Raw genomic sequence first — 25,403 nt, forward strand, 5'->3', positions numbered from 1 at the left:
GATTCAGTCCCGATACAGCCGGGATGCATTAGGATTCGAATTGACTCGAAGCGACATACACTTTCTAATTGACAGCCTGGATCCCTATGACCGCTCACATCATGAAAATTCTGTTGGTCGAAGACGACAAGCTGCTCAATCACCACCTCTCCTCTCTGCTGACCGAAGCCGACAATCAGGTCTACAGCACCGACCAGGCCGGGATTGCACTGCACTACGCCGCCGACTATCCCATTGATGTGGCCATCATCGACCTCGGCCTGCCCGATATGGACGGCCTGCAACTGATCCGGCAACTGCGTGAACGGCAGATCCCCTTCCCCATCATTGTGCTGACCGCCCGTGGCAACTGGCAGGACAAGGTCGAAGGACTGGAAGCAGGTGCTGATGACTATCTGGTCAAACCGTTCCAGAAAGATGAGCTGCTGGCCCGACTCAATGCGCTGGTGCGCCGCAGCGCCGGTTTTATCTCGCCCAAGGTGAAGGCCGGTGATTACGAGCTGGATCTCTCCCGCAAGGAGCTGACTATCGCCGGAGAAGTGGCGGTGCTCACCAGCTTTGAATACCTCATTCTGGAGTACTTGATGCGCAATGCCCGTCAGGTGGTCTCCAAACAGCAACTGCTCGACCAGCTCTACGGCGACGGCGAAGGTGATCCCAACACCATTGAGGTGATGGTGAGCCGCCTGCGCAAGAAGCTGGATCCGGAGGGGACGATTCAACCCATCTCCACCATCCGGCGTCAGGGTTATATCTTCAACCTCTCCTGTAACTGATGCAGTTTCATCTGCCGCGCCCCATCAAGATGATCCGCAGCTCACTGCACATCAAACTGCTGCTCAGCTCGCTGCTGGTCATCGCGCTGATCATGGGGTTTGCGGTCTACGCCCTCTATCTTGGCCATGTCGAGGAGCAGACCCAGAAGGCCAGCGCCCGGATGCAGGAGAACCTGGCCAAGCTGTTTTCCTCCACCGAGCCGGATGACAAGGGGTCGAACGTCGAGCTGGGGCGGATATCCCGTGGTGCGGGGGATCGCAACCTCGATACCCTGATCTGCCGCGCCGATGGCGATCTGGTCTGGTCGAGCCTCCATATGCCGGAGGTGATCAAGGCCAAACAGACCATTTGCGGCGATCTGATGAAGTATCTGGGGGGGATGGACCTCGACTACTTCTTCAAGAAGCACACCATCAAGAACGGCGAGAGCTACTTCGTCTACAGCTTGCGGTTTATCCGCAATCCCGGCAGCGGCACCACCGCCTACTACGTGGTGATGATCGACTCGGCCAAACGCTACCACGAAGAGTCCCGCACCTACCTCTACCAGACCGCCAAACAGGCGCTGCTCGCCTATATGCTGCTGGCCGGGCTACTGCTGCTCACCACCTTCTGGAGCCTCAGCTCCCTGCGCACCATCGCCCGTCAGATCGACGATATCCGGGCCGGCAAGCGCGATGACCTCTCGAGCGATTTTGAGCGAGAGCTGGCCCCGCTGACCGACTCCATCAACCAGTTGCTGGAGAACGAACGCCAGCAGACCCAGCGCTACCAGCACGCCCTCAACGATCTCGCCCACAGCCTGAAAACCCGGCTAGCGCTGATCCAGATCACCACCCGCGAAGTGAAGCTGGGGCGGGAGATCCACGACAACATCAACGAGCAGATCCTCACCATGGATCAGATGATCCAGTATCAGCTCAGACGAGCCGTGACCGGCCGCCAGCGCCTTGCCAGCAAGGGCACCGAGCCGGTACCGCTGATTGAAAAACTGCTGGCCAGCCTGACCAAGGTCTATCGCCACAAGAAGCTGCAAACCCACTTCAAGTTCGATGATGACGCCCTCTTCCACGGCGAACAGGGCGACCTGATGGAGCTGATGGGCAACCTGCTCGACAACGCCTGCAAGTTTGCCATCAGCGAAGTGAAGGTGACGGTGCGCCGCCATCTCGAGCGGCTGCGCATCGAAGTGGAAGATGATGGCCCGGGAATCGACCCGGCCAAATCGGAGCAGATCTTCCAGCGCGGCGTGCGGGCAGACAGTTCACCCGGTCAGGGCATAGGTCTGGCGGTGGTGACCGAAATCGTCCACAGCTACGGCGGCCAGATCCGGGTCGATGAATCCCCCCTCGGCGGCGCCCGCTTTACCCTGGACTTGCCCTGATCGGCATTGCCCTGCTCAGCCTCGCCAGTGATGGCCCTACCACAAGGCCCCCAACCTCGGGGGGACTTGTGATAGGGCAAACAAAAACACATTACGGGCCCGCAAGAACAATCTCCCATCTATCATTCCAGCATGGGGAGTGTTGCGCCAACCCCGTCTAACCCCTATCATTGCGCGGATTTGTCAATTTTAAAACTGCTCCTCTTCACAAAGGTGCGGTTCATCTTTATCTGGCCAAGGTTAATCTCATGCTCAAATCCCCACTGTTGCCCCGTTTCGGGGATCTGGTCGTTGCCATTGTTGACGATGTGCTCGGTCAGGGTCTTACCCTCGACCGCGCCTATGCCCGTCACTTCTCAGGCATCGAACTCAAACCGCAAGAACAGGCAAGGATTGCCCTGGTCACCGGCGACCTGCTGCGCCGTCTCAGCCTCTATTGTTTCCTCACCGGTATTCAGGTGCGTCAGGCCGAAAAGAATGTCTGGCCGCTGCTGCACAGCTGGCATGCCTTCCACAAAATTGCCCAGCCCAACCACCCGACCCTGGATCGCTTCAATGAAGAGGCATTCCGCCGCCGTCTGACCGAGGCGAAGAAGAATCCGGTGCTAATGGATGGTTGCCCGAGCTGGCTGGAGAAACTGGGCAGCGAGCAGCTGGGTGAAGCCTGGCCTGCCGAGCGTGCCGCCCTGGCCTGGATGCCCAAGCGCTACCTGCGGGTCAACACCCTCAAGTGCACCCGTGATGAGCTGCAAGCCATTCTGGCCAAAGAGCAGGTCACCACCATTCCGGTTGATGGTGTGGATACTGCCCTGCAGGTCACCTCCGACGCCGCCCTGTTCCGTACCAAGGCCTTTGCCGATGGTTGCTTCGAACAGCAGGACGCAGGCTCCCAGCTGGTTGCTGCCGCTTTGGAAGTTGCCCCAGGCATGCGCGTTATCGACGCCTGCGCCGGTGCCGGTGGCAAGACCCTGCATATCGCCGCCATGATGCAGGGCAAAGGCCGTTTGCTGGCAATGGATGTGGAAGAGTGGAAGCTGGAGAACCTCAAGCAGCGCGCTCGTCGCGCCGGTGCCCACAACGTGGAGACCCGGGTCATCACCAGCAGCAAGACCGTCAAGCGCCTCAAAGAGAGCGCCGACCGCGTACTGCTGGACGTGCCCTGCTCCGGTCTTGGCGTACTCAAGCGCAATCCGGATGCCAAGTGGCGTGATACCGCCGAGCGTCTGCCGGTGCTGGTCGCGCTGCAAGAAGAGATCCTGCAGCGTTACAGCCAGATGGTGAAAGTGGGTGGTCTGCTGGTTTATGCAACCTGCTCCATCCTGCCCGAGGAGAACCGCCTGCAGGTGGACAAGTTCCTCGCCGCCAACGAAAACTTCCGTCTGCGTGACGATCACACCGTGAGCCCGTCCGAGACCGGCTTCGACGGCTTCTACATGGCTCGTATCGAACGGATCGCCTGATCTGCCCGATGACCAGATAGAAAAAGCGGCTGCCATTGGCTGCCGCTCTGTTTTGGCTTGCTGACACGCTTCCGATGGGGGTGACAGTGTCTACTGCTTGCATCGCCAGCAAATAAAAAGGGAGCCATGATGGCTCCCTTTTCAGCGAAGTGAACACCCGCTTATTCAGCAGCGTCATCCTGCTTGTACTTGGCAGCAGTCTCTTTGATCAGAGCCTGCAACTCGCCAGCCTGGAACATCTCGATCATGATGTCACAGCCACCGATCAGCTCACCTTCAACCCACAGTTGGGGGAAGGTCGGCCAGTTGGCGAATTTTGGCAATTCGGCGCGGATATCCGGATTTTGCAGGATATCAACGTAGGCAAACGGCTCGCCGCAGGACATCAGAGCCTGGGAGGCCTGGGCAGAGAAGCCACAGCTGGGTAGCTTGGGGGAGCCCTTCATGTAGATGATGATGGGGTTGTCAGCCAGCTGCTGCTTAATCTTTTCAATAGTTTCCATAGGTGCCTCACTAGAGCGATTTCGGCGGCCATTCTACTGCAATCTTGCCCGAGCACAAACTGACAAAGGGGTGACCCGGCTCGAATTGCGCAAAGAACCCACACAGGATTGATCGCGATCATGGCGCCAATCAAGAGTTGTTAGGCCATCTTTGATACTGCTACAATCCCTTGGCTTTGGGCTACCCAGCCCCATCATTTTAAAAACAACTCTTTTCACATATAGAAAAGAGTACGCAATGTCTTGCAACCGTCGCCTTCGCACGGTCCAGCCAATGGAGAGTAGAAAATGGCATTCGAACTTCCCGCTCTGCCCTATGCAATCAACGCTCTGGAACCGCACATCTCCCAGGAAACTCTGGAATATCACCACGGCAAGCACCACAACACCTACGTGGTCAACCTGAACAATCTGGTGCCGGGTACCGAGTTTGAAGGCAAGTCTCTGGAAGAGATCATCAAGACCTCCAACGGCGGCATCTTCAACAACGCCGCCCAGATCTGGAACCACACCTTCTACTGGCACAGCCTCTCCCCGAATGGCGGTGGCGAGCCGACTGGCGCCCTGGCTGATGCCATCAACAAGGCATTCGGCTCCTTCGCCGAGTTCAAAGATGCCTTCACCAAATCTGCCATCGGCAACTTCGGTTCCAGCTGGACTTGGCTGGTGAAGAAAGCTGACGGCTCTCTGGCTATCGTCAACACCTCCAACGCTGGCTGCCCGCTGACTGAAGCCGGTACCACCCCGCTGCTGACCGTTGACCTGTGGGAGCACGCCTACTACATCGACTTCCGCAACCTGCGTCCGAAGTACATGGAAACCTTCTGGGCTCTGGTTAACTGGGAATTCGTGGCCAAGAATCTGGCTGCCTAATCAGCCTCGCTTGCCAAAACGCCCCGCACTGCGGGGCGTTTTTTTATCTCGATATGGCTGCAAAAATGAATAAGGCGCCCGCAGGCGCCTTTTACATATCGAGATAGCCCGTTTACTGGTCCAGCTCGTCCATGTATTCATCCAGATTGGCATCGTCAGCCTGCTCTTGCTGAGACGCTTTCAGCTCGGTCTGCTTGCCCGTCACCTTGCCCTGGTTATATTGCAGGTAGAAGTCCTTGGTCAGCGCATAGGGGTCGAGGGAGTTGTCGATGATCCGCTCCTGATCGATCAGCTTGGCGCGTGTGCCCAAGCCATCCAGCGCCCAGTGTGCGACCTTCATCGGGAAGGTCAACAGGGCATAGGGGAAGTAGAAGCTGTCAATCGCATCACCAACCAGCTCCCGGGTGGTGGTCGGGCCGTAGACAGGCACCATGATGTAAGCACCATTACCGATATCGGCCCTGCCCAGCACTGTGTCCATCTCCAGCTTGTTGCGCTCGAGGCCGGCATGTTTGGCCACATCGAAGATACCCAGCAGACCGACCGTGGTGTTGAGGGTAAAGCGCCCCAGGTTGGTGCCTGCCCCTTTCAAATCACCGGTGATCAGATGGTTCACCATGCTGCTTGGCTCATCAAAGTTGGCAACAAAGTTGGCAATGCCATCCTTCACCCCTACCGGAATGTAGCGGGCATAGGCATGTACCACAGGACGTGCCACATAGGGCTCCAGCACATCATAGTTGACCGCCCACATGGCCCGGTTGGCCCCCTGGAAGGGATCGCGCGGATCGGCCGCCGTACTGGTGGCACCCGGATTATTCATGCCGGGATTGAGATCCAGACTCTCTGGGCCAGGCTTGGGTGGGCCACCGGCACAGCCAGCCAGCAAGAGGGCTGCCAGTATGGCCCCTGAACGAAGATACATATGATTGTCCTGACGTTTTATTTTGATTTATCAGAAGTATAGATAACCCGGCTCCTATCCAGGGGCCGGGTTATCCAAAGGCATATTAGAGGGCGTGATCTATGCGGATGTCAATCGGAGCAGCAGGGATCTCGGCCGTCTTGACCGGCACGGATACCCCTTCGAAGGCTCCTTCCTTGTTCATAACATTGCCACCGCGCGAGAGACGTGCCTTGAACTGCAGCTCCGGATAGGCCGCCAGTTTGCTACCTTCCATCATGGCATCGCCATCCCCGAGTGACAGGGTAACAGGCAGGGTTGGCCCTGCAATACGCTTCACGGCGATGGGCATGGGCGGCCCGTTGGGCACCACGGCAAAGACGAAGAGATGGGCATCTTCCGGCATCTGAATGCCCGCCGCCAACGTGACGTGGATGGGGAATTCCCCCTCCTTCACCGCCAGCGGTTGTCCCTCAACTGCGCCCGCTTTGGCTGCGCCTGAATTCGTCACCTCGATGCCGCGCTGCTTGAGCTGCGCGCGGGCGTACTCCATGGAGCGCTCGACCATCACGTAACGGGGGGTACCTTTCTCCATCAGTGGCAACATCGCCTGCCAGCGAGCCAGCGCGGTCTGGAAGTCCTCTTTTTGCAGCGCCATAAAGGCATAGACGGAACGCGCTTCAATATTGTCCGGATCCTGCGCGATAGCAGCCTGCAACAGGGCATCCGCTTGCGCCTCATCCCCCGTCATCATCAGCGCCTGCGCATAGGGCACCGCCACCAGCGATTTCTGGGGGGCAAGCGTGTAGGCCCGCTCCAGCGCCTCGCTGGCCATCTCGGGATCATTACCATCCAGCGCCAAGCGTCCCAGCAGCAGCCAGCCGCGGTAGTCGTTCGGTTCATCCTTGAGGCGGGTACGCAGTGCCAGCGTGAAATCCAGCAGATCCTGCTCGGTCACCTGGGCATCGCGTTCCACCAGAATGCGGTTGCTCAGCTCGCCAAGACGGCTGCTGGCATCTTGCCAGCGACTCACCTCTTGCCAGGAGCCCAACTTGTAGTAGAGCCCCAGACTCACCACCAATAGCACCAGCACACCCGGGATCCAGATCAAACTCTTGCCACTGCGGGCAGCCTGCTCCACATCAGGGATATCATCCAAGAGACTTCGTTGCAGCTCGACCAGCGAGTCGGACTCCTCAGCCAGGACACCCTGCTCGCGCTCTTCGCCAATCTCCAGCAGCCGCTGGCGATAGAGCTGTTTGTTGAGCGCCGAGCGACTGATGCTCTGTTTGCCTTCACCACGCCACAGCGGCACGACGAGCGCCAGACTCACCAGCACCAGCAAGCCCGCAATCACTATCCAAAAAGCGGTCATTGTTTCTCTTCCTCTTTGAGCAGCTCGGCCAGTCGGCGCTGCTCCTCCTCGCTCAGGGCGTTATCCAGTTGTATTTTCACCGCAGGGGGCCGGCGGCTGCGCATCACGACCACGGCGCCACCGATCAGGATCACCAGCAGCGGGACGAGCCAGAGGATCAGGGTGGAGGCCATCAGGGGCGGGTTATAGAGGATAAAGTTGCCGTAGCGGGCCACCATGTAATCCACGATCTCCTCTTTATCCTTGCCCTCGCGCACCATCTGGTAGGTCTTGTCGCGCAAGTCCTTGGCCAGCCCCGCATTGGAGTCGGCGATATCCTGGTTCTGACACTTGGGGCAACGCAGCTCCTTGGTCAGTTCGCGAAAGACCTGCTCCTGATTGTCGTTGTCGAAGGTGTAGACATCGATAGCGGCCATGGCCGGCGCTTGCACCACCCATCCCAGCAACAGCAGCAGGGAAGCAATAAATACTCTCATCAAGACTCCCCTCACTTCATGGCATCAAAGATGGGTTTGAGGGTCGACGCCCAGTTCTCGGGGTTGATATCCCCCACGTGGCGATACCGGATGATCCCCTTGCTGTCGATAAAGAAGGTCTCCGGCGCGCCGTATACCCCGAGATCCAGCCCCAGCATGCCGTCCGGATCATAGAGGTTGACCTCATAGGGGTTGCCCAGCTCCGCCAGCCATTTGATCGCCTTGTCGCGCTCATCCTTGTAGTTCATGCCGATGATGGGAATGCCCTGCCCTGCCAGCTGTTTGAGGTAGGTGTGCTCGCCATAGCAGGTGGGACACCAGGTAGCCCAGACGTTGAGCAGCATGGGGCGACCAGTCAGGATACTGCGATCGTGCTGCTTTTTCAGATCGTAAATGTCCTGCAGGGTGAACACCGGCACCTCTTTACCCACCATCACGGACTCAAGCTTGGTGGGATCGGAGTAGAGCCCCTTGAACAGGAACACAGCCCCCAGCAAAAAGACGATAAAGGGGATTAAAAACAACCAGGTCTTTTTGTTCATGCCTTGGCCTCCTCCTCACGACGGCCGAAACGGTAACGCTTGTCCAGCATCGCCAGCACGCCACCAATGGCCATAAAAACGCCGCCGAACCAGATCCAGCGCACGAACGGCTTGTAGTAGATCCGCACCGCCCAGGCACCGTTGTCGAGCTGTTCCCCCAGCGCCGCATAGAGATCGCGGGTGATACCGGCATCGATGGCCGCTTCGGTCATCGGCATCCGGGTCACCTTGTACATCCGCTTCTCGGGCTTGAGCAGGGCGACCTGCTTGCCATTGCGGTGCACTTCCAGCACGCCCTTGAAGCCATCGTAGTTGGGGCCGTTCTTCTCCTTGATCCCGGCAAAGACGAACTCGTAATCGGCAAAGTGCACCCGATCACCCGCCTGCATCCGCAGATCCTTCTCGATGCTGTAGTTCTGGGTGCAGGCGATACCTATGATGCTGACTGCCAGCCCCACATGGCCGAGGATCATGGCCCAGTGGCTATTGCCAAGCTTGCGCACACCGACTGCAAAGCTGTGCTTGTGGGTGGCCCGCGCCCAGGTCTCCTGCACGCTGGTGACGATGATCCAGGCCCCCAGACCAATCCCTACCGCCGCCCACGGCTTGAAGGTTTCGGCAAAGAGCAGCGGCAACAGCAAGGCTGCGGCCAGACTCAGCACCAGTGCCACGACCACCTTGCTTTTGAGTTCCCCCAGCTCCTGACGACGCCAGCGAAACAGCGGGCCAACCCCCAGCAGCAGGGCAAACGGGATGATCAGCCAGCTGTAGATGTGGTTGAAGAAGGGAGTACCGATAGAGATGCTCCCCAGCCCCAGCTCCTTGTGCACCAGCGGCAGCAAGGTACCGAGCAGCACGGTCAGCAGACCCGCCACCAGCATGATGTTGTTGCAAAGCAGCAGGGTCTCGCGGCTCCACAGCTCGTGTTTGCCGTGGCTCTTCACCTGCGAGCCTTTGAAGGCAAACAGCAGCAAAGAGGAGCCGATCACCGCCAGCAGGAAGCCGAGAATAAACAGACCGCGGGTCGGGTCGGAGGCAAACGCATGGACCGACACCAGCACGCCGGAGCGTACCAGGAAGGTACCCAGCAGGCTCAGCGAGAAGGCTGAGAGGGCCAGCAGCACGGTCCACGCCTTGAAGGTGGCGCGCTTCTCGCTCACCGCCAGCGAGTGCAGCAGAGCGGTACCCGCCAGCCAGGGCATGAAGGAGGCGTTTTCTACCGGATCCCAGAACCACCAGCCGCCCCAACCGAGCTCGTAGTAGGCCCACCAGGAGCCGAGCACTATGCCGAGGGTCAGGAATACCCAGGCCGCCATGGTCCAGGGGCGAGACCAACGGGCCCAGGTCGCATCGAGACGACCGGTCATCAGCGAAGCTATGGCAAAGGCAAACGCCACCGAGAAGCCCACATAACCCATGTAGAGCATTGGCGGATGGAAGATAAGACCCGGATCCTGCAGCAGTGGATTGAGGTCACGACCATCGACCGGGAAATAGGGCAAGGTGCGGGTGAAGGGATCGGAGGTGAACAGCACGAAAGCAGTGAAGCCGACCGAGATCAGCCCCAGCACACCGAGTACCCGCGCGACAGCATCGAGCGGCAGACGCCGACTGAACATGGCTACCGCCGCGGTCCAGCCACCCAGGGTCAGTACCCACAGCAGCAGGGAGCCTTCGTGGGCACCCCATACGGCGGAAATGCGATAGGCGAGCGGCAGCAGGCTGTTGGAGTTAGTGGCCACATACTGCACGGTGAAGTCGTTATCGATAAAAGCCCAGGTCAGGCAGAGAAACGACAGCAGCAGCAGCAAGAACTGGGCATAGGCGAGCGGACGGGCCGCCGACATCATGCCAAGACGCCCCCAACTGGCGCCCAGCAGCGGGTAGCTACCCAGCAGCAGGGCGGTGGCAAAGGCCAGGATCAGCGCAAACTGACCTAATTCCGGGATCATGAAGGCATTCCTTTCAATTGAACGGTGACAACAGCCGCACCACGCACGGCAGGCAAAGCGAAAAAGGCAAACACCAGAGGGATCACTGCTTGGCTCCCTTCAACTGCGCCTCGGTATACTCCGGCTTGAAGTGCATGCCGTTGGTGGCATCGGCCACTTCCGGCGGCATGTAGTTCTCATCGTGCTTGGCCAACACCTCGAACGCCTCTACGGTCGTGGCATCCTTGAGGGTGCCCTGGGCAACAATCCCCTGCCCTTCACGGAACAGATCCGGCAGGATGCCATCAAACTCGACCTTCACCAAATGACCGCCGTTATCCACCAGCTTGAAGGCAACTTTGAGGCTCTGGGGATCCCGCTGTACCGACCCCGGCACGACCAACCCACCGATGCGCAGGCGCTGTCCCTCTTCCGGCTTGATCTTGTCCGGCCCCTTCCCCTCCACCAGCTCGCTCGGGGTATAGAAGAGGTCGATATTCTGACTGAGGGCGTAGAGCACCAGCCCGCTGACGGTCGCCAGACCCAGGGTGATGGCAAGAATGATGGTGAGGCGTTTTTTGCGTCTCGGGTTCATAGGGTGTTCTCCATCTGCTGGGCCGCCTTGCGACGGGCCTCACGCGCCTGTTTGCTGCGCAACTCGGCGAGCAGGCCGCGGGTTTTCATGCGGGTAGAAATGATGATGCCGACCAGACACACCAGCGTCAGGCCAAATGAGAGCCAGACATAGAAGGCGTAACCGCCCATCGCCATAAAATCACTGAAAGAGGCAAAGTGCATGCTTACTTCTCCTGCTCTGCAATCTCTTTGACCCAGGGGCGATGCCACTCCCGCATCAGGAGTTCATTGCGAAAACGCATCAGGGTCAGGGCCCCGAGAAATGCGGCAAACGCCAGGATCATGATCAGCAGCGGCCAGAGCATCTCGGGTGAAATGGAGGGTTTGTCAAATTTGGTGATGGTAGCCCCCTGATGCAGGGTGTTCCACCACTCCACCGAGTAGTGAATGATCGGCAGGTTGATCACCCCCACCAGTGCCAGAATACCGGCGGCACGGCCAGCGACCACCTTGTCGCTGAAGGCATTGTAGAGGGCAATCACGCCGAGGTAGAGAAACAGCAGGATCAGTTCAGAGGTGAGCCGTGCATCCCACACCCACCAGGTTCCCCACATCGGTTTGCCCCAGGCGGCACCGGTAAAGAGGGCAATAAAGGTAAATACGGCGCCGACCGGCGCAATGGCTGCAACCGTCATATCCGCCATCCGCAGTTGCCACACCAGGCCGATAAAGGCGGCCACCGCCATGGTGGAGTAGGCTCCCATGGAGAGAATGGCGGAAGGCACGTGGATATAGATGATCCGGAACGAATCTCCCTGCTGGTAATCCGCTGGCGCAAACGCGAGGCCCCAGACAGTACCGATCACAAACGAGAGCAGACTAATCACCGCAAACCAGGGCAACAGCGTGCCTGCCAGCTGATAGGCACGCTCCGGTTTGGCATAAGGGTGCAACCATTTCCACATAGCTCACAAAACCTTTTTGTTATTAATCGTTTGGCGAGGCCTACCATACCGACCACGGGGCAGCATCAAATACCCCGAAAGCAATAAGCGGCACTCTCCTTGATCCATCGCAACATTATTTTTTGCAGAAAGACCCCATTCGGAGCCAAATTCGGTTCAACTCACAGCCATCAGTTGAGACTGACCCGCAACGCCGCCGACACAGCCAGCGGCGTCAGTGTCAAAGCCCCCACCAGCATGGCGGCCAGAATGGCAAGCTGCCCGCCATAGGGCAAGCTCATCCCCGCGGCATCGATGGCTGAGGTGGCAAAAATCAGTACCGGAATATAGAGCGGCAGGATCAGCAGACTGAGCAGCACCCCGCCTTTGCGCAATCCCACCGTCAACGCGACCCCGACCGCGCCGAGCAGGCTCAATACAGGAGTGCCCAGTGCCAGCGTCGCGACGACGGCTAGATAGGTGTTCATATCCAGCGACAGCAAAATCGCCAGCAAGGGAGAGATAAGCAGCAGCGGCAAGCCGGTCAGCAGCCAGTGAGCAACCACTTTCGCCAGCGCCAGCAAGCCCAGCGGGTGCGGCATCAGCATCATCTGCTCCAGCGCGCCATCGGCAAAGTCGTCGCGAAACAGTCGCTCCAGCGACAGCATGGCCGCCAATAGCGCCGCTACCCAGATGATCCCCGGGGCAATACGGGCCAGCAGTTTGGGCTCCGGGCCAATGCCTAACGGAAACAGGGTGATGACGATGAGGAAAAACCAGAGCGGATTGAGAATATCGGAACGCTGGCGCAGAGCCATCAGCAGTTCACGGTGAATAAGGTGCATAACAGCGCGCAACATGGCGTTACTCCTGCAATGTCGATGCGAAGGGGGTCAACGAGATAGTCTTCAGCCGTCCCTGCATCAGGGTCAGATCCTGATGAGTGGTGAGGATCACCATGCCGCCCCGCTCGGCGTGGGCCAGAAAGAGCTGCTCGAGCACCTTGACCCCTTGCTTGTCGATGGCGGTAAAGGGTTCATCGAGGATCCAGAGTGCCGGTTTCTGTGACAGCCAGAGTCTGGCCAGAGCCACCCGGCGTTGCTGGCCGGCAGAGAGTTGCCCGGTCGGGTTCTCTTCAAACCCGGCCAGCCCTACCCGGGCCAATATCTGCCACAAGTCGATCTCTGTTTGCTGCGGGTGATGTAACTGCTGGTAGAACTTCAGGTTTTCAAAAGGGGTCAGCGCCGCTTTGACACCGGGCTGGTGACCGAGATAGAGCAGATTGGCATGATACTCATCGCGACAGTGACGAATATTCTCCCCATTCCAGCACACTTCACCGGCAAACGGCTGCGACAGCCCGGTCAACAATCGCAACAGGCTGGTCTTGCCGACCCCGTTGGGCCCTTCAATTTGCACCAGATCGCCGGGCGCAACAGAGAAAGAGAGGTGTTCAAACAGAGTGCGATCTTCGCGCACGCAGCTCAGATTGTTAACTTGAAGCAGCATGGGGATTTTTTCAGAGAAAATGAAGCGGTCTGCATCTTAACACAGTATTCGAATACGTCTTTTCAAAGATGCAACAATTGAACTGACTGGCGACCGGGATCACAAAGAAAACACGGTAGAAACTACTCGCTCAACGCTGCTGGGGGAAAAGCGGCTGCACGCCATAAAATTCAGGAAGGCAATTGCCTTCCTGAATCATCAAGAGCGACCTTTTCGCAACGATATCAAGAGCTCAGCCTCTGCCTTTGGCAACTCGCACTCACTCATGACTTCATCAAGATCGGCGCCCAGTTCGACCATCTTTGCCGCTCGGCTGTAGAGCCTGCGTTCGGGATCCTGCATGGTCAGTTCTTGCTGGCGCTCATTGACCTGCTGCATCGCTCCTTCCACCGACTGCAGACGCTGCCCCATGCCAATGGCACCGGTATGGAGCTCCATCATCTGCTTGCGCAAGCTTTCCAACTGACCTTGCAGCGTTGCCACACTGGCCTCGGACTCCTGCTTGCTGCGCTTGCTCTTGAACCAGATATAAGAGGCAAACGCCAAGGCAATCAGGGACATCACCAAGGCAACCATCTCGATTATCAAAACATCACCTTACTTATCAGAGGGAACCGATATCTTCCCACTCTTCATCGGAGAGCAGCTTGTTCAAGTCAACCAGGATCAGCAGTTGCCCATCGCGGTTGCTCACCCCCTGAATAAACTTGGCGCTCTCTTCAGTACCGACCGCAGGTGCCGCATCGATCTCGGAAGAGCGCAGATAAACCACTTCAGCCACGCTGTCGACCATGATGCCGATCACCTGCTTCTCGGCCTCAATGATCACAATCCGGGAGTTTTCACTCACATCACCAGAAGGCAGACCGAAACGGGAACGGGTATCGATGACAGTCACCACATTGCCACGCAGGTTGATGATCCCCAGCACGTACTCAGGCGCACCCGGCACCGGTGCAATTTCGGTGTAGCGCAACACCTCCTGAACCTGCATCACATTGATGCCGTAGGTTTCGTTTTCCAGTTGGAAGGTTACCCATTGCAGCACTTCATCTTCGGCCAGATTCTGTGCAATATTGCGCTTTTCTGTCATGTTTTTATTCCTTTTATGAAAACGTCTACTGCTAAAACTAGCAATAAAACAGCTCGATTGCAGAAGTTATCAGCGACCTTCTATGTTAACCCCACGCTCCAGCAACAGGAGCAGTTCGCGGACGTGTAACAGGGCACACATTTTTTCTTTGACCATGCCCGCCAACCAGGGGCGCTTGCCCTCCTGATGGCGCCATTTCACCTGGTCACGGTGTAACAATTCAGTCCCCTTGAGATGGTGGCAGGCTAATCCCCACGGCGATTCACCAAGCATAATCAGATACTTGTAATCATCCATCTCGAGATGCTGACTCGGCATGACCCACTGGGCAGTATCGACCACATTCATCTTCTGCTCGCGAGAGGTCATGATCCCCTTGTACCAGCCCGGTTGGCCAAACAGGGAGGTGATCTCGCCCAGCTGATGAATACCACCCAGCTCGGTCAACGGGACCGCAAACGTCACACCCGCGACTTCAAAGAAAAGGGCCTGAAACTCTTTGCCGGTATCGATATTTTCCCAGGCGACCGGTTCACTGGCCTCTACCGGAGCAACCTCCAGCGCTGTCTCGGTCAGGATAGTAGTATGGGGCTCCGCAACCTCGGGGAGCAGCACCTCCGCAGGCCACTCAGGCTCCACCGGCAGCAGTGATTCCTCTGCCACAATCTCCAGCGGTGCAGTGAGAGTCGCTTCCTGGGTGAAGGCGTCATTCTCAAACTGGACTTGTCCCACCTGAGCCAATAGCTCACCGAGCTGGGCAAGCCGTGGATCGCTTTCAAGGTAAGGTGCGGCGACTACCTCTGGGACGCTTTGGGGCTGACGTTGCAACTGTAAAACAGGGGCAGATTGAACCTCTTCCACCTCATCCAGCACCAGTGGCTCATCGAGCAGCAGGGAGTGGAAATAGTCATCCATCGCCCGAACTTGAATGGTATCTCTCATACCGTCACCTCATGAACCCGTTGCCGCTCAAGGGCATCAAGATGGTTGAGCAGCGTTTCATATGCATAGGTTCCACGACTCCCGGGAGAATAGATAGACGGGGGGATATGCAGCAAGCTGGCATCCCGAAACTTGGTATCAATAGGGATCACCGCATTCCACACTGAATCTCCATATTGATCCTTGATCGATTTCAAGGTCATCAAAGAAGCACGGGTGCGCTTGTCGAACATGGTCGGGATAACGGTGTAGCGAAACTTGTCACGCTTGGAACGCTGCATGATCTCGAATGTTTTCATCATCCGCTCCAACCCCTTGAGGGCCAGAAATTCGGTCTGGACAGGCACCAGAATGCGATCGCAGGCAGCCAGCGCGTTGACCATCATCACCCCCAGTACTGGCGGGCAATCGATCAGCACGTAATCATATTGATCCTGAATGCGCAGCAGTGCCCGCTTCAGTACCAGTCCCATCCCCTCACGATTGCCCATCACCCGATCAAGGGTCGCCAAGGTAATAGATGCTGGCAGCAAGTTGATATTTTCGAACTTGGTCTTGAGCGTCAGTTTATTGACAAGCTCGGCTGTCGGTTTGACAGCTTGAAACAACTCATAGAGGGTTCCATCCAGGCGATCTGAATCAAAATCAAGATATGCAGTCAGCGAAGCATGGGGGTCGGTATCAATCAACAGCACCCGCTGGCCACGCTGGGCCAGGATCCCCGCAAGCGAGACCACTGTGGTGGTTTTACCCACACCACCTTTCTGGTTGGCAACCGTCCAAACAATCACTGTATCAATCCTGCCTTGTTGTTATGCGTATGCCACCACCGGGCAAGGTGATCACCTTTATCTCTCCTGCATCCACCGCCTGTTGTACAGCAGGAACAGGTTCAGCAACTACCGTAGGCGTTGCAACCACAGGTGCTGGCGGCACCCAGGCAAACTTGGAGATAGCGACCACAACCTTGCGATTCTGCAGTCTGCCCTGCTCGCTGCCGTTGTCAGCAAAGGGGGAAAACTCGCCATATGCCTCAAACGCCAGACGCTGGGGGGCGATCCCATCTGCAATCAAGCCATTGAGTACCGCCTCGGCCCGAGCAGCAGAAAGCGCCCAGTTAGAACGATAAATTTCATTATTTATCTGTTGGTTATCGGTATAACCCCGAACCCTTACATAGTTATCGACCGGTTTGAGAATACTTGAAAGAGTATTAATGACCGGTGCAGCGTTTGGTCCCAAAAAGGCACTGCCGCTGCCAAACAACAACCCGGAACTGAGTTCAACCGTCAGCCAGTTCTCATCTTGCGTCACTTTGACGATACCGGCATCCACCAGCGACCCCATGCTCTGTTGCAACTGCATATCAAGTTTCGCAAGTGTCGTGCCATCTTGCAGTACTGGCACTCCAGAAATGGGAGCAAGTGAAGGAGAGGGGGATGCTGGGCTTTCCAGCAACGATGGAGAGGCAGATACCGCGTTATCCAGCAGGGAATTACCCTGCCCTTCAAGCAAGCCATTGCCGCCAGACTGCATGACACTGAACGCCTGGCTCATACCATCAATCACCGCGCGATACTTGTCCTTGTTCACCAGCGCAACAGAGTAAAGCACCACGAACAAAGCAAAGATCAGCGTCATATAATCGGCATAGGAGACCAGCCAGCGGTCAAGATGCTCGCGACCCTGCAAGTGCAACCGATAGCGCTTGCGCATGGCTACTCTCCTTTCAAATAGGCCCTGAGCCGGCGTTCAACCTGCAAGCCGTTTTCACCATGGGCGATAGCCAGCAGCCCTTCCAGGGTCATCTCCTGGAAGAGTGCATAGTGATAGTGAAATGCGCGTAGCCGGTTGGCGATAGGCAGGTAGATGAGGTTGGCAAACCCCACTCCATAGATGGTTGCCACAAATGCCACTGCGATCCCCGCCCCCAGCGCTGACGGGTCTTCGAGATGAAACATGGCCTGGATCAGGCCCAGCACGGCACCGATGATCCCGATGGTCGGGCTGTACCCCCCCATGGCTTCAAATACCCTGGCGGCATGTTCATTGCGCTCCTGCTCGATATCGATGTCCGCTTCCAGCAGCATACGGATATCCTCTGTGGAGACCCCATCGACAATCATGCCAAGCCCTTGACGGGTAAAGTTGTCCTCCTCCTGCTCGGCCTGATTTTCAAGAGCCAGCAGTCCTTGCTGGCGCGCAAAGACGGCCCATGACTGCAATCGTTCGGCCTGCGTCGCAAGATCTTGGTGGGGAGGGGTAAAAATCCATAACAGCTGGCGCAACGCCAGCAGGATGTACTTGGCTGGAGTCTGCAACGTGACAGCACCAACGGTACCACCCAGCACGATCAGAAAAGCAGGCCCGTCCACCAGCGTCAACAGGGAGCCGCCATGCCACAGTTGGGCAATGGCAATAGCCCCCAATGCCAGGAGCAGACCGAGCAAGCCCATGATTAGCGCCCCAACTCAACCAGAATACGCTGGGCCACCTTGTCCAGAGGGAGTGATTCGCTGGCAATCCCCGCTTTGGCTACTGCTTGGGGCATACCATATACCACGCAGGAAGCCTCATCCTGAGCCCAGATGGTTGATCCCTGCTCTTTCAGCAGTCTGGCGCCATCACGGCCATCTGCGCCCATACCGGTCAGCACAATCGCCAGTACCTTGTCGGCATAGGTTTTGGCCGCAGAGGCAAAGGTGATGTCCACACAAGGCTTGTAATTTACCTTGTCGTTGCCATCCACGATGCGAATGCGAGCCCCTGCACCACGACCTTCCAGCAGCATCTGTTTGCCACCGGGAGCAAGGTAGGCATGCCCTGGTTTAAGCACATCGCCATCTTCCGCTTCCTTGACGCCAATCTGACATAACCCGTTGAGACGGGCAGCAAATGCGGCAGTAAACGTGGCTGGCATATGCTGGATAAGCAGGATGGGATGGGGAAAATCCCCCGGCAACTTGGTCAGCACATTTTGCAAAGCAACAGGTCCGCCGGTAGAAGTACCGATTGCCACCAACTGATAACTCTTGCCACTGCGCTTGAATGAAGCACTTGGCACAGTACGTTGCAGGTCAGGCTGACGATCTGAAGTTCTGGGCGCAGTGCTGCCCAGAGGAGTACGAGCAACCGGTTCAGGTGCCTTGGGGCGAGCAGCGGATGTCATCAGGAAGCGCTTGCGAGAGATCTCCTTTACCCGCTGTTGCAATAGTCTGACCGCTTCATCTTTGTCTCTGGCAATGTCCTCAAACTTCTTGGGCAAGAAGTCGAGGGCACCGGCGTCCAGCGCATCAAGCGTAGCCTTGGCCCCTTCATGGGTCAGGGAGGAGAACATCAGAATGGGGGTTGGGCACTTGGCCATGATCTCGCGCACCGCACTGATGCCATCCATCACGGGCATTTCGATGTCCATGGTGATCACATCAGGGCGCAGCGACATCGCCTTGTCCACCGCCTCACGTCCATTCTGGGCCGTATCAATCACCGTCAGCATGGGATCCTGATTGATGATCTCGCTCACCCGACGGCGAAAGAAGCTCGAATCGTCGACAACTAATACCTTGACTGCCATTGTTGTTTTTCTAACTCCTTGGGCCTGAGCTATTAATGTCTACGCGCATATGCTTTGAGCAGACTCGGCACATCCAAAATAAGAGCAATTCCACCATCACTGGTAATGGTCGCCCCGGCCATGCCAGGGGTGCCTTGCAGCAGGTTATCGAGTGGCTTGATCACCACCTCTTCCTGACCAATCAGACTGTCTACCACAAACCCGATTTGCTGAGTGCCAATCTGCACGATCACCACATGTCCGGTATCCTGACGTGAACGCTTGTTGGCGCCACGAATCAACCATTTATGCAGATAGAAGAGCGGTATCGCCTTCTCGCGCACAATGATGGTGAGCTGGCCATCAACCATGTTGGCCTTTTTCAGATCCAGATGGAAAATCTCGTTCACACAACCAAGGGGAAGTGCGAAGGTCTGCTCACCCACTTCCACCATCAGCGTCGGCAGAATGGCTAGCGTCAACGGAACCTTGATTTCGAGACGGGTACCTTTCCCCCAGGTGGAATCGATGTGCACCGATCCATTGAGGCTGACAATGCTGGTTTTAACCACATCCATTCCGACACCACGGCCAGAGATATCGGAGATCTCGGCCTTGGTTGAAAAGCCCGGAGCAAAAATCAGGTTATAGGCATCGTTGTCGCTCATGCGAGCGGCAGTATCTGCATCCAGAACACCGCGACTGATTGCGATGGACTTGAGTTTCTCAGGATCCATCCCTGCCCCATCATCCTCGATGCAAAGCAGAATATGGTCACCTTGCTGGGAGGCGCTAAGGGTAATAGTTCCTTGCCGCGGCTTGCCCGCTTTCTCTCGCACATCCGGCATTTCGACCCCGTGATCGCAGGAGTTGCGAACAAGGTGAACCAGAGGATCAGCGAGCGCCTCTACCAGGTTTTTATCAAGATCGGTCTCTTCCCCCACCATCACCAGCTCAATCTCTTTCTTGAGGGTTCTGGCCAGGTCACGCACCACGCGCGGGAAACGACCAAATACCTTCTTGATTGGCTGCATGCGGGTTTTCATCACCGCACCTTGCAGGTCAGCCGTTACCACATCCAGATTGGCAACCGCCTTTGACATCTCTTCATCATTGCTGGCAATACCCAGGCTCACCAGCCGGTTACGAACCAGTACCAACTCACCTACCATGTTCATGATGACATCGAGGGTCTTGGTATCCACCCGCACCGTCGTATCGCTTTGCACGGCACTGTTTTCTGCTGGCGCAGGCGCAGCCTTGGCGGCAGGCGCTGGTGCCTTGGCTGCTTCAGCGGGTTTTGCGGGGGCTGCCGGTGCTGGTTTGGCAACAGGAGTGGCCGGTTTGGGCGGAGTCACCGCAGCAGGTGCGGCAGGTGCGGCAGGTACGGCAGGTACGGCAGGTGCGGCAGGTGCGGCAGGTGCGGCAGGTGCCATAGTACTCTGAGGCCCTTGACCACGACCATGCAATTCATCAAGCAGGCGTTCAAACTCATCATCATCGATAAGCTCGTCCACCTCTTTTTGCACCGATTTCAGAGGATTCACCTCTGGCGCCCCCATGTGCTGTCCCTGACCATGGAGTTGATCCAGCAAGGCCTCAAACTCATCATCGGTGATATCGCCAGAGCCACCAGCGATAGGCGCTGCTGCAACCGTCTTGGTCGGTGCCCCACCCACGCCGTGGAGCTCGTCCAGCAGGCGTTCAAATTCGTCTGCAGAAATTTCATCTATCGAGCCGCCGCCATTGACAGGAGCAGGCTCGCTGCTGGTGGCTGCGGGTTCAACAACGTCTGGAACAACTTCTTCAACAACTACCGGTACTGCAGGTTCAGATTCTACAGCCGCAGCCGCACTGGTAGCAGTGCGCAGTTGCTCTTCCCCTTCCGGCTTGCACAACTCGTGGAGGTCATGAAGCAAATCATCTGACGCAGGGCTGGGTGCTTCGCGATTTTGAACCTGGGCGAACATGACATTGATGGCGTCCAGCGCTTGCAGGATCACATCCATCAGCTCCGCAGTAACGGTTCGCTTGCCATTACGCAAGATATCGAACACGTTTTCCGCACCGTGGCATACATCAACCAGTTCACCGAGCGACAGAAAACCTGCCCCCCTTTCACGGTATGGAAACCGCGAAAGATAGCATTCAACAGGTTCTTGTCATCGGGCCGCTTTTCCAAGTCGACCAGTTGTTCAGACAACTGTTCCAATATTTCGGATGCTTCGACCAGAAAGTCTTGCAGTATGTCTTCATCAACTTCGAAGGCCATGCGTCACTCCATTAGAATCCCAAGCTAGACAGCAGATCGTCCACATCATCCTGACCATTGACCACATCGGCACGAGCCTCGGGGTTCATGATAGGGCCCTCTGCTTCAATCCCGTTGACAGGAATACTACGAGTTGAATGCTCAGCAGAAGCCTCACCAAACATGGTCAGCATTTCTATTAATTTTGTTTCAACTTCCTGAACAAGCTTGATGACCTTGCGGATCATCTGCCCTGTCAAATCCTGAAAATCTTGTGCCATCAGAATTTCTGTCAGCAGTTGCCGTAATTTATCGGCATCAGACTCTGAAGCCTTAATAAAATCATCAAGTTGGTGACATAAGGATTTGAACTGCCCCACGCTCATGTCACGAGACATCAGGGCATTCCAGTTCGGCATCACCAGCTGGATATTGTCATTCAGGCGATCCGCTATCGGCAAACTGGCTTCCACCGCATCCATTGTGCGATTGGCCGCTTTGTCGGTCATATCGATAACGTAGCTCAAACGCTCCCGAGCATCGGGAATGTCATGGGTAGCCAAATCGGGAATACGGGGGTCGAGGCGAAATTCTTGAAGTGAATCATGCAGTTGTCGGGTCAGCTGACCTACTTTTTCAAACAGATCGGCTGCGTTGGGGGCACATACTTCGGCAAGCAGTTCATCGGCCAGCTCAAATTCGCCTTGCTCCAGATGAGCAACAAGCATCCTTGCCTGGTCGAGCGAAATCATTGCTCTCGTTTTGGCCATCATCCCTGCAGCTCCTTAGCCAATTCGTTCGAAAATTTTGTCGAGTTTTTCTTTGAGCGTTGCTGCGGTGAAGGGCTTGACGATGTAACCGTTGACGCCAGCTTGGGCGGCTTCAATGATCTGCTCACGTTTGGCTTCAGCGGTTACCATCAGTACCGGCAGATGCTTGAGCTTCTCATCGACACGGATGGCTTTAAGCAGGTCAATACCTTGCATGCCAGGCATGTTCCAGTCGGTAACTACAAACTGAAAATCACCATTTTTCAGCATCGGCAGCGCTGTATTGCCGTCATCCGCCTCATGGGTATTGTTGAATCCCAAGTCGCGCAGCAAGTTCTTGATAATCCGGCGCATCGTTGAAAAATCGTCAACAATGAGGATTTTCATGTTCTTGTCCAAAATTCCCTCCTAAATAGCCACCAGAGTGGCTCACTTACATGATGCTAAAAACGGGTTGTGTCGTGCGGATTATGCCTTAGAGTTTCATCTCAGTGTAGCCAGTACAAACACTTATAGATGCCAATCTCTCAAACGAGCACGCAATCTGTGCATTGCCTGACTGTGGATCTGGCTCACACGCGACTCGCTGACATTCAAAACCTCGCCAATTTCACGCAAATTCAGCTCTTCATCGTAGTAAAGAGAGAGAACCAAAGCTTCTCTCTCTGGTAGACGACCAATTTGCTCTGATAATTGAATCTGAAATCGCTCGGCAGCCAATTCATCGAATCCCGAGCCGGAAGGGGCATCATCGGGGTGGCCGATCACATCCTCGCTGACCCCCAAATCTTCGATGCCGATAATTTTGCCGCAGGAGACATCTTGCAGCATCGCATGGTAATCAGCGATGGAGACCCCCATCTCGGCAGCAACCTCGGTATCTCGCGCGTCACGCCCGTGGGTCTGCTCGACATTCTCGATCGCTTCTGCAATAGCCCGACTGTTGCGATGCACAGAGCGGGGTACCCAGTCACCACGCCGGATCTCATCCAGCATGGCGCCTCGGATGCGGATCCCGGCATACGTCTCGAAGCTTGCTCCCTTGCTACCGTCAAAGTTGCGGGAGGCTTCAAGCAGCCCAATCATACCTGCCTGGATCAGGTCATCCAGCAAGACACTGCTGGGCAGGCGAGCCAACAAATGCTGGGCAATTCGCTTGACCAGGGGAGCATGACGCTCCACCAGCACATAGGAATCCTGATGACGCAAGTACGCTTGGGCTTTATTCACGGGAACCTTCCTGTGTTGTGGCCGGTTTCTGCAACAAATTTTCCAGGAAAAACTCCAGCTGGCCGCCCGGCTGGTTGGGAACCGGCCAGCTCGCAGCCTTGTTGGCAAGGGACCGGAACGCCAGTGCGGCCGGCGACTTGGGAAACGCCTCGACAATCAGCTTCTGCTTGCGCACGGCGGCACGCAGATTGGTGTCATAAGGTACACAGGCGACCAGCTCCAGCGAGGTATCGAGGAAACGATCCGTGACCCGGGTCAGTTTGGCAAAGAGCTCCTGCCCTTCGCGCAGACTGCGCACCATATTGGCCACCACCTTGAAACGAAACACGCCGTGATCCTTGGAGAGGATCTTGATGAGGGCGTAGGCATCGGTGATGGAGGTCGGCTCATCACAGACCACCACCATGATGTCCTGAGCGGCACGGGTGAAGCTCAGCACCATGTCGGAGATCCCCGCAGCCGTATCCACCAGCAGGATGTCGACCTGGGTCTTCATCTCGCTGAAGGCACGGATAAGCTCGGCATGCTGCACCGGAGAAAGCTCGACCATGGACTGGGTGCCCGAGGTCGCAGGCACGATCATCATGCCGTATGGACCTTCGACGATGATATCGTCGATGGTGCATTCACCCGCCAGCACGTGAGAGAGGTTGCGATGAACCCGCAGCCCCAGCATGACGTCGACGTTGGCCAGACCCAGGTCGGCATCCAGCACCATCACCCGCTTGCCTTGGGCAGCCATGGCTCCGGCCACGTTCAGGGTTACGTTGGTCTTGCCCACGCCCCCTTTACCACCGGAAACGGCGATTACTTTTACTCGATTGTTTTGACGCATTTTGCGCAGACCACTCGCCTGATCCATATACATGTTACTCATAAAACTCCGAATCTTCGGCCTCGCCAAAGCCTGCGCCCCAGAAATAGGGCTCCTCTGTTTCTCGCTCCAGCGAGCCCATGGCAGCCCCGACGAGCTGCGCCGCATTGGCAACCTGAATATCTTCCGGAACCCTTTGTCCGTCAGTGATATAGCTGATGGGCAATGAATTCTGGATACACACGTTAATCACTTCGCCCAGATTCAGACTTTCATCCAATTTGGTAAGTATGCAGCCGCTTAATGGAATACGCCGGAAATGGTCAACCGCCTCCTGCATCACCCGACGCTGGGAAGTTGCCGACATCACCAGATAACTGCGGATCCGCACCTTGGCATTCTTGACCAGGGTATCGAGCTGCTCGGTCAGCCGGATATCCCGTTGGCCAACTCCAGCCGTATCGATAAGTACCAGCCGACGGTGGCGGAACTGATAAAGGGCATTGGCCAGCTCTTCTGCATCACGCACCTGCCGCACCGGACACCCCATGATGCGACCATAGGTCTGCAGCTGTTCATGGGCACCAATCCGGTAGTTGTCGGTGGTGATCAGCGCCACCTGCTCGGCGCCATACTTCATGGCGAAACGGGCCGCCAGCTTGGCAATAGTGGTGGTTTTGCCCACCCCGGTCGGGCCAAGCAGCGCCACCGCGCCGCCCTGACGCATGATCTCGTCCTCACTGATCTTGAGCTGGGCCGTCAGCACCTCGGCCAACTGGGCCATCGCCTGATGGATGGACATATCTTCGGGGATCAGTCCCGCCAGTTGATCGGCAAACGCATCATCAAAGCCCAGTTTCTTGAGCTCCTTGATCAACAGGGCCCGCATCGGTTCGCGGCGCTCCACCTCTTGCCACATCAGCCCGGAGATCTGGTGCTCCAGCAATTTACGGATGCTGGCCATCTCCTTGCGCATCCCTTCCATCTCCTGATCCCGCTGGGCAGGTTGAGGGGCGCGCTGGCCGGACGCAACTCGGGCTTTGGGCTTGGCAGGTTCCGGGGCGGCGCCCCATTGCCCCTGCTCGGCCAATGTTCTGGGCGCTGCATTGGCAGCGGCCAGCCCGGACGATTGGGTATTGCCCATTGGCGCCCCATTGCCCGGCTTGAGCTTCTGCTGGCGCGCCAGCAAGGCGGCCAGGGTATCGGCATAATGTTCGTTCTGCTCCTTCGCCGGCGACGGCTCGGGGCGGATCATCTGCCGTGCAGCAGACGAAATATTGACGCTCTCATCGTTCAGCTGACGGCGAACCGGCGCATCTTTGGGCCCCGGAACCTGGGATTGATAATCGACTGCGGCGACTATCTCTACCCCTCCGGTGACCTTCTTGTTGGACATGATGACGGCGTCAGGCCCGAGAGTCTCCTTGACCTCGGCCAGAGCCGTTCGCATATCCTTGGCAAAAAACCGCTTAATCTTCACCCGTCGTCTCCGCTAA

27 protein-coding genes and 1 pseudogene are annotated in these 25,403 nt (G+C 56.9%); 4 read left to right on the forward strand and 24 right to left on the reverse strand.

Annotated elements, in window-relative coordinates; genetic code table 11:
* Nucleotides 1-101 precede the first annotated feature (101 nt).
* The 3 genes from ACTG2U_RS06840 (at nt 102) to ACTG2U_RS06850 (ending at nt 3,621) form a co-directional block, all read left to right on the forward strand.
* On the forward strand, nt 102-776 hold the full coding sequence (locus ACTG2U_RS06840) for a response regulator transcription factor (protein ID WP_040066247.1): 675 nt from the start codon (nt 102-104) through the stop codon (nt 774-776).
* Nucleotides 776-2,161 (forward strand): ATP-binding protein, encoded by a 1,386-nt coding sequence (locus ACTG2U_RS06845; RefSeq protein WP_005338217.1) that lies wholly within the window; start codon nt 776-778, stop codon nt 2,159-2,161. The genes ACTG2U_RS06840 and ACTG2U_RS06845 overlap by 1 nt, the downstream gene beginning before the upstream one ends.
* 248 nt (nt 2,162-2,409) lie before the next feature.
* Nucleotides 2,410-3,621, forward strand: coding sequence for an RsmB/NOP family class I SAM-dependent RNA methyltransferase (locus ACTG2U_RS06850; protein ID WP_439974272.1), 1,212 nt, complete (start codon nt 2,410-2,412; stop codon nt 3,619-3,621).
* Nucleotides 3,622-3,782: 161 nt separating this feature from the next.
* Here ACTG2U_RS06850 and ACTG2U_RS06855 read toward each other — a convergent pair whose 3' ends face one another.
* Nucleotides 3,783-4,124, reverse strand: a complete 342-nt coding sequence (locus ACTG2U_RS06855; protein WP_111900855.1) for a Grx4 family monothiol glutaredoxin — start codon at nt 4,122-4,124, stop codon at nt 3,783-3,785.
* A gap of 288 nt (nt 4,125-4,412) precedes the next feature.
* On the opposite strand from ACTG2U_RS06855, the gene sodB reads away from it, so the two are divergent.
* Entirely contained in the window at nt 4,413-4,997 is a 585-nt protein-coding gene (gene sodB / locus ACTG2U_RS06860; protein WP_115521166.1) for a superoxide dismutase [Fe], read from the forward strand.
* 112 nt (nt 4,998-5,109) lie between these two features.
* Here the strand turns inward: sodB and ACTG2U_RS06865 are convergent, their stop codons facing one another.
* The 23 genes and pseudogenes from ACTG2U_RS06865 to flhF form a co-directional block, all read right to left on the reverse strand.
* A complete protein-coding gene (locus ACTG2U_RS06865) occupies nt 5,110-5,922 on the reverse strand; it encodes an MlaA family lipoprotein (protein ID WP_005334673.1) in 813 nt (270 codons plus the stop codon).
* A gap of 85 nt (nt 5,923-6,007) precedes the next feature.
* Nucleotides 6,008-7,276 carry a c-type cytochrome biogenesis protein CcmI gene (gene ccmI, locus ACTG2U_RS06870; RefSeq protein WP_439974273.1) on the reverse strand — a complete coding sequence of 423 codons (1,269 nt, stop codon included), beginning with the start codon at nt 7,274-7,276 and terminating at the stop codon, nt 6,008-6,010.
* Nucleotides 7,273-7,752 (reverse strand): cytochrome c-type biogenesis protein, encoded by a 480-nt coding sequence (locus tag ACTG2U_RS06875; RefSeq protein ID WP_439974274.1) that lies wholly within the window; start codon nt 7,750-7,752, stop codon nt 7,273-7,275. The genes ccmI and ACTG2U_RS06875 overlap by 4 nt, the downstream gene beginning before the upstream one ends.
* 11 nt (nt 7,753-7,763) lie before the next feature.
* Entirely contained in the window at nt 7,764-8,294 is a 531-nt protein-coding gene (locus ACTG2U_RS06880) for a DsbE family thiol:disulfide interchange protein (RefSeq protein WP_111900485.1), read from the reverse strand.
* Nucleotides 8,291-10,246, reverse strand: a complete 1,956-nt coding sequence (locus ACTG2U_RS06885; protein WP_021229892.1) for a heme lyase CcmF/NrfE family subunit — start codon at nt 10,244-10,246, stop codon at nt 8,291-8,293. The genes ACTG2U_RS06880 and ACTG2U_RS06885 overlap by 4 nt, the downstream gene beginning before the upstream one ends.
* Before the next feature lie 82 nt (nt 10,247-10,328).
* Nucleotides 10,329-10,820, reverse strand: a complete 492-nt coding sequence (gene ccmE / locus ACTG2U_RS06890; RefSeq protein WP_005334685.1) for a cytochrome c maturation protein CcmE — start codon at nt 10,818-10,820, stop codon at nt 10,329-10,331.
* Nucleotides 10,817-11,023, reverse strand: a complete 207-nt coding sequence (gene ccmD / locus ACTG2U_RS06895) for a heme exporter protein CcmD (protein ID WP_139741087.1) — start codon at nt 11,021-11,023, stop codon at nt 10,817-10,819. Before ccmD ends, ccmE begins: the two co-directional genes overlap by 4 nt.
* A gap of 2 nt (nt 11,024-11,025) precedes the next feature.
* Nucleotides 11,026-11,766, reverse strand: a complete 741-nt coding sequence (locus tag ACTG2U_RS06900) for a heme ABC transporter permease (protein ID WP_005334687.1) — start codon at nt 11,764-11,766, stop codon at nt 11,026-11,028.
* A 170-nt stretch (nt 11,767-11,936) separates the two neighbouring features.
* Nucleotides 11,937-12,605: a heme exporter protein CcmB gene (ccmB, locus tag ACTG2U_RS06905; protein ID WP_005353658.1), complete on the reverse strand. Its 669-nt coding sequence runs from the start codon at nt 12,603-12,605 to the stop codon at nt 11,937-11,939.
* 4 nt (nt 12,606-12,609) lie between these two features.
* Nucleotides 12,610-13,254 (reverse strand): cytochrome c biogenesis heme-transporting ATPase CcmA, encoded by a 645-nt coding sequence (gene ccmA, locus ACTG2U_RS06910; RefSeq protein WP_005362034.1) that lies wholly within the window; start codon nt 13,252-13,254, stop codon nt 12,610-12,612.
* A gap of 198 nt (nt 13,255-13,452) precedes the next feature.
* Nucleotides 13,453-13,830 (reverse strand): DUF2802 domain-containing protein, encoded by a 378-nt coding sequence (locus ACTG2U_RS06915; protein ID WP_439975113.1) that lies wholly within the window; start codon nt 13,828-13,830, stop codon nt 13,453-13,455.
* 28 nt (nt 13,831-13,858) lie between these two features.
* Nucleotides 13,859-14,347 carry a chemotaxis protein CheW gene (locus ACTG2U_RS06920; protein ID WP_005298836.1) on the reverse strand — a complete coding sequence of 163 codons (489 nt, stop codon included), beginning with the start codon at nt 14,345-14,347 and terminating at the stop codon, nt 13,859-13,861.
* Between the two features lie 69 nt (nt 14,348-14,416).
* Complete coding sequence (locus ACTG2U_RS06925) at nt 14,417-15,289, reverse strand: chemotaxis protein CheW (RefSeq protein WP_439974275.1); 873 nt, start codon at nt 15,287-15,289, stop codon at nt 14,417-14,419.
* On the reverse strand, nt 15,286-16,080 hold the full coding sequence (locus ACTG2U_RS06930; protein WP_043820930.1) for a ParA family protein: 795 nt from the start codon (nt 16,078-16,080) through the stop codon (nt 15,286-15,288). The genes ACTG2U_RS06925 and ACTG2U_RS06930 overlap by 4 nt, the downstream gene beginning before the upstream one ends.
* Before the next feature lie 4 nt (nt 16,081-16,084).
* Nucleotides 16,085-17,005, reverse strand: a complete 921-nt coding sequence (locus ACTG2U_RS06935) for a flagellar motor protein MotB (protein WP_128814838.1) — start codon at nt 17,003-17,005, stop codon at nt 16,085-16,087.
* A gap of 2 nt (nt 17,006-17,007) precedes the next feature.
* Nucleotides 17,008-17,745, reverse strand: coding sequence for a flagellar motor protein (locus ACTG2U_RS06940; RefSeq protein ID WP_005334700.1), 738 nt, complete (start codon nt 17,743-17,745; stop codon nt 17,008-17,010).
* Between the two features lie 2 nt (nt 17,746-17,747).
* Nucleotides 17,748-18,863 (reverse strand): protein-glutamate methylesterase/protein-glutamine glutaminase, encoded by a 1,116-nt coding sequence (locus ACTG2U_RS06945; RefSeq protein ID WP_216949033.1) that lies wholly within the window; start codon nt 18,861-18,863, stop codon nt 17,748-17,750.
* 32 nt (nt 18,864-18,895) lie between these two features.
* A pseudogene (locus ACTG2U_RS06950) lies at nt 18,896-21,114 on the reverse strand (chemotaxis protein CheA).
* 11 nt (nt 21,115-21,125) lie between these two features.
* Complete coding sequence (locus ACTG2U_RS06955; protein WP_005353668.1) at nt 21,126-21,866, reverse strand: protein phosphatase CheZ; 741 nt, start codon at nt 21,864-21,866, stop codon at nt 21,126-21,128.
* A gap of 12 nt (nt 21,867-21,878) precedes the next feature.
* A complete protein-coding gene (cheY, locus tag ACTG2U_RS06960; RefSeq protein ID WP_005334709.1) occupies nt 21,879-22,250 on the reverse strand; it encodes a chemotaxis response regulator CheY in 372 nt (123 codons plus the stop codon).
* A 123-nt stretch (nt 22,251-22,373) separates the two neighbouring features.
* The gene (locus ACTG2U_RS06965) at nt 22,374-23,093 is read right to left on the reverse strand and encodes an RNA polymerase sigma factor FliA (protein ID WP_005353671.1); all 720 of its coding nucleotides are present in this window, start codon (nt 23,091-23,093) and stop codon (nt 22,374-22,376) included.
* Entirely contained in the window at nt 23,086-23,961 is an 876-nt protein-coding gene (locus ACTG2U_RS06970) for a MinD/ParA family protein (RefSeq protein ID WP_439975114.1), read from the reverse strand. The genes ACTG2U_RS06965 and ACTG2U_RS06970 overlap by 8 nt, the downstream gene beginning before the upstream one ends.
* A 1-nt stretch (nt 23,962) precedes the next feature.
* On the reverse strand, nt 23,963-25,387 hold the full coding sequence (flhF, locus tag ACTG2U_RS06975) for a flagellar biosynthesis protein FlhF (RefSeq protein WP_255909084.1): 1,425 nt from the start codon (nt 25,385-25,387) through the stop codon (nt 23,963-23,965).
* Between the last annotated feature and the right edge of the window lie 16 nt (nt 25,388-25,403).

The organism is Aeromonas sp. 95A, from assembly GCF_051919235.1.
GTDB classification, from domain to species: Bacteria; Pseudomonadota; Gammaproteobacteria; order Enterobacterales; family Aeromonadaceae; genus Aeromonas; species Aeromonas veronii.

Excerpts from the sequence above, each read along its gene's own strand:
- ACTG2U_RS06840 (WP_040066247.1), top strand. The coding sequence starts at position 102 with ATGAAAATTCTGTTGGTCGAAGACGACAAGCTGCTCAATCACCACCTC.
- ACTG2U_RS06845 (WP_005338217.1), top strand. The coding sequence starts at position 776 with ATGCAGTTTCATCTGCCGCGCCCCATCAAGATGATCCGCAGCTCACTG.
- ACTG2U_RS06850 (WP_439974272.1), top strand. The coding sequence starts at position 2,410 with ATGCTCAAATCCCCACTGTTGCCCCGTTTCGGGGATCTGGTCGTTGCC.
- ACTG2U_RS06855 (WP_111900855.1), bottom strand. The coding sequence starts at position 4,124 with ATGGAAACTATTGAAAAGATTAAGCAGCAGCTGGCTGACAACCCCATC.
- sodB (WP_115521166.1), top strand. The coding sequence starts at position 4,413 with ATGGCATTCGAACTTCCCGCTCTGCCCTATGCAATCAACGCTCTGGAA.
- ACTG2U_RS06865 (WP_005334673.1), bottom strand. The coding sequence starts at position 5,922 with ATGTATCTTCGTTCAGGGGCCATACTGGCAGCCCTCTTGCTGGCTGGC.
- ccmI (WP_439974273.1), bottom strand. The coding sequence starts at position 7,276 with ATGACCGCTTTTTGGATAGTGATTGCGGGCTTGCTGGTGCTGGTGAGT.
- ACTG2U_RS06875 (WP_439974274.1), bottom strand. The coding sequence starts at position 7,752 with ATGAGAGTATTTATTGCTTCCCTGCTGCTGTTGCTGGGATGGGTGGTG.
- ACTG2U_RS06880 (WP_111900485.1), bottom strand. The coding sequence starts at position 8,294 with ATGAACAAAAAGACCTGGTTGTTTTTAATCCCCTTTATCGTCTTTTTG.
- ACTG2U_RS06885 (WP_021229892.1), bottom strand. The coding sequence starts at position 10,246 with ATGATCCCGGAATTAGGTCAGTTTGCGCTGATCCTGGCCTTTGCCACC.
- ccmE (WP_005334685.1), bottom strand. The coding sequence starts at position 10,820 with ATGAACCCGAGACGCAAAAAACGCCTCACCATCATTCTTGCCATCACC.
- ccmD (WP_139741087.1), bottom strand. The coding sequence starts at position 11,023 with ATGCACTTTGCCTCTTTCAGTGATTTTATGGCGATGGGCGGTTACGCC.
- ACTG2U_RS06900 (WP_005334687.1), bottom strand. The coding sequence starts at position 11,766 with ATGTGGAAATGGTTGCACCCTTATGCCAAACCGGAGCGTGCCTATCAG.
- ccmB (WP_005353658.1), bottom strand. The coding sequence starts at position 12,605 with ATGTTGCGCGCTGTTATGCACCTTATTCACCGTGAACTGCTGATGGCT.
- ccmA (WP_005362034.1), bottom strand. The coding sequence starts at position 13,254 with ATGCTGCTTCAAGTTAACAATCTGAGCTGCGTGCGCGAAGATCGCACT.
- ACTG2U_RS06915 (WP_439975113.1), bottom strand. The coding sequence starts at position 13,830 with ATGGTTGCCTTGGTGATGTCCCTGATTGCCTTGGCGTTTGCCTCTTAT.
- ACTG2U_RS06920 (WP_005298836.1), bottom strand. The coding sequence starts at position 14,347 with ATGACAGAAAAGCGCAATATTGCACAGAATCTGGCCGAAGATGAAGTG.
- ACTG2U_RS06925 (WP_439974275.1), bottom strand. The coding sequence starts at position 15,289 with ATGAGAGATACCATTCAAGTTCGGGCGATGGATGACTATTTCCACTCC.
- ACTG2U_RS06935 (WP_128814838.1), bottom strand. The coding sequence starts at position 17,005 with ATGCGCAAGCGCTATCGGTTGCACTTGCAGGGTCGCGAGCATCTTGAC.
- ACTG2U_RS06940 (WP_005334700.1), bottom strand. The coding sequence starts at position 17,745 with ATGGGCTTGCTCGGTCTGCTCCTGGCATTGGGGGCTATTGCCATTGCC.
- ACTG2U_RS06945 (WP_216949033.1), bottom strand. The coding sequence starts at position 18,863 with ATGGCAGTCAAGGTATTAGTTGTCGACGATTCGAGCTTCTTTCGCCGT.
- ACTG2U_RS06955 (WP_005353668.1), bottom strand. The coding sequence starts at position 21,866 with ATGATGGCCAAAACGAGAGCAATGATTTCGCTCGACCAGGCAAGGATG.
- cheY (WP_005334709.1), bottom strand. The coding sequence starts at position 22,250 with ATGAAAATCCTCATTGTTGACGATTTTTCAACGATGCGCCGGATTATC.
- ACTG2U_RS06970 (WP_439975114.1), bottom strand. The coding sequence starts at position 23,961 with ATGTATATGGATCAGGCGAGTGGTCTGCGCAAAATGCGTCAAAACAAT.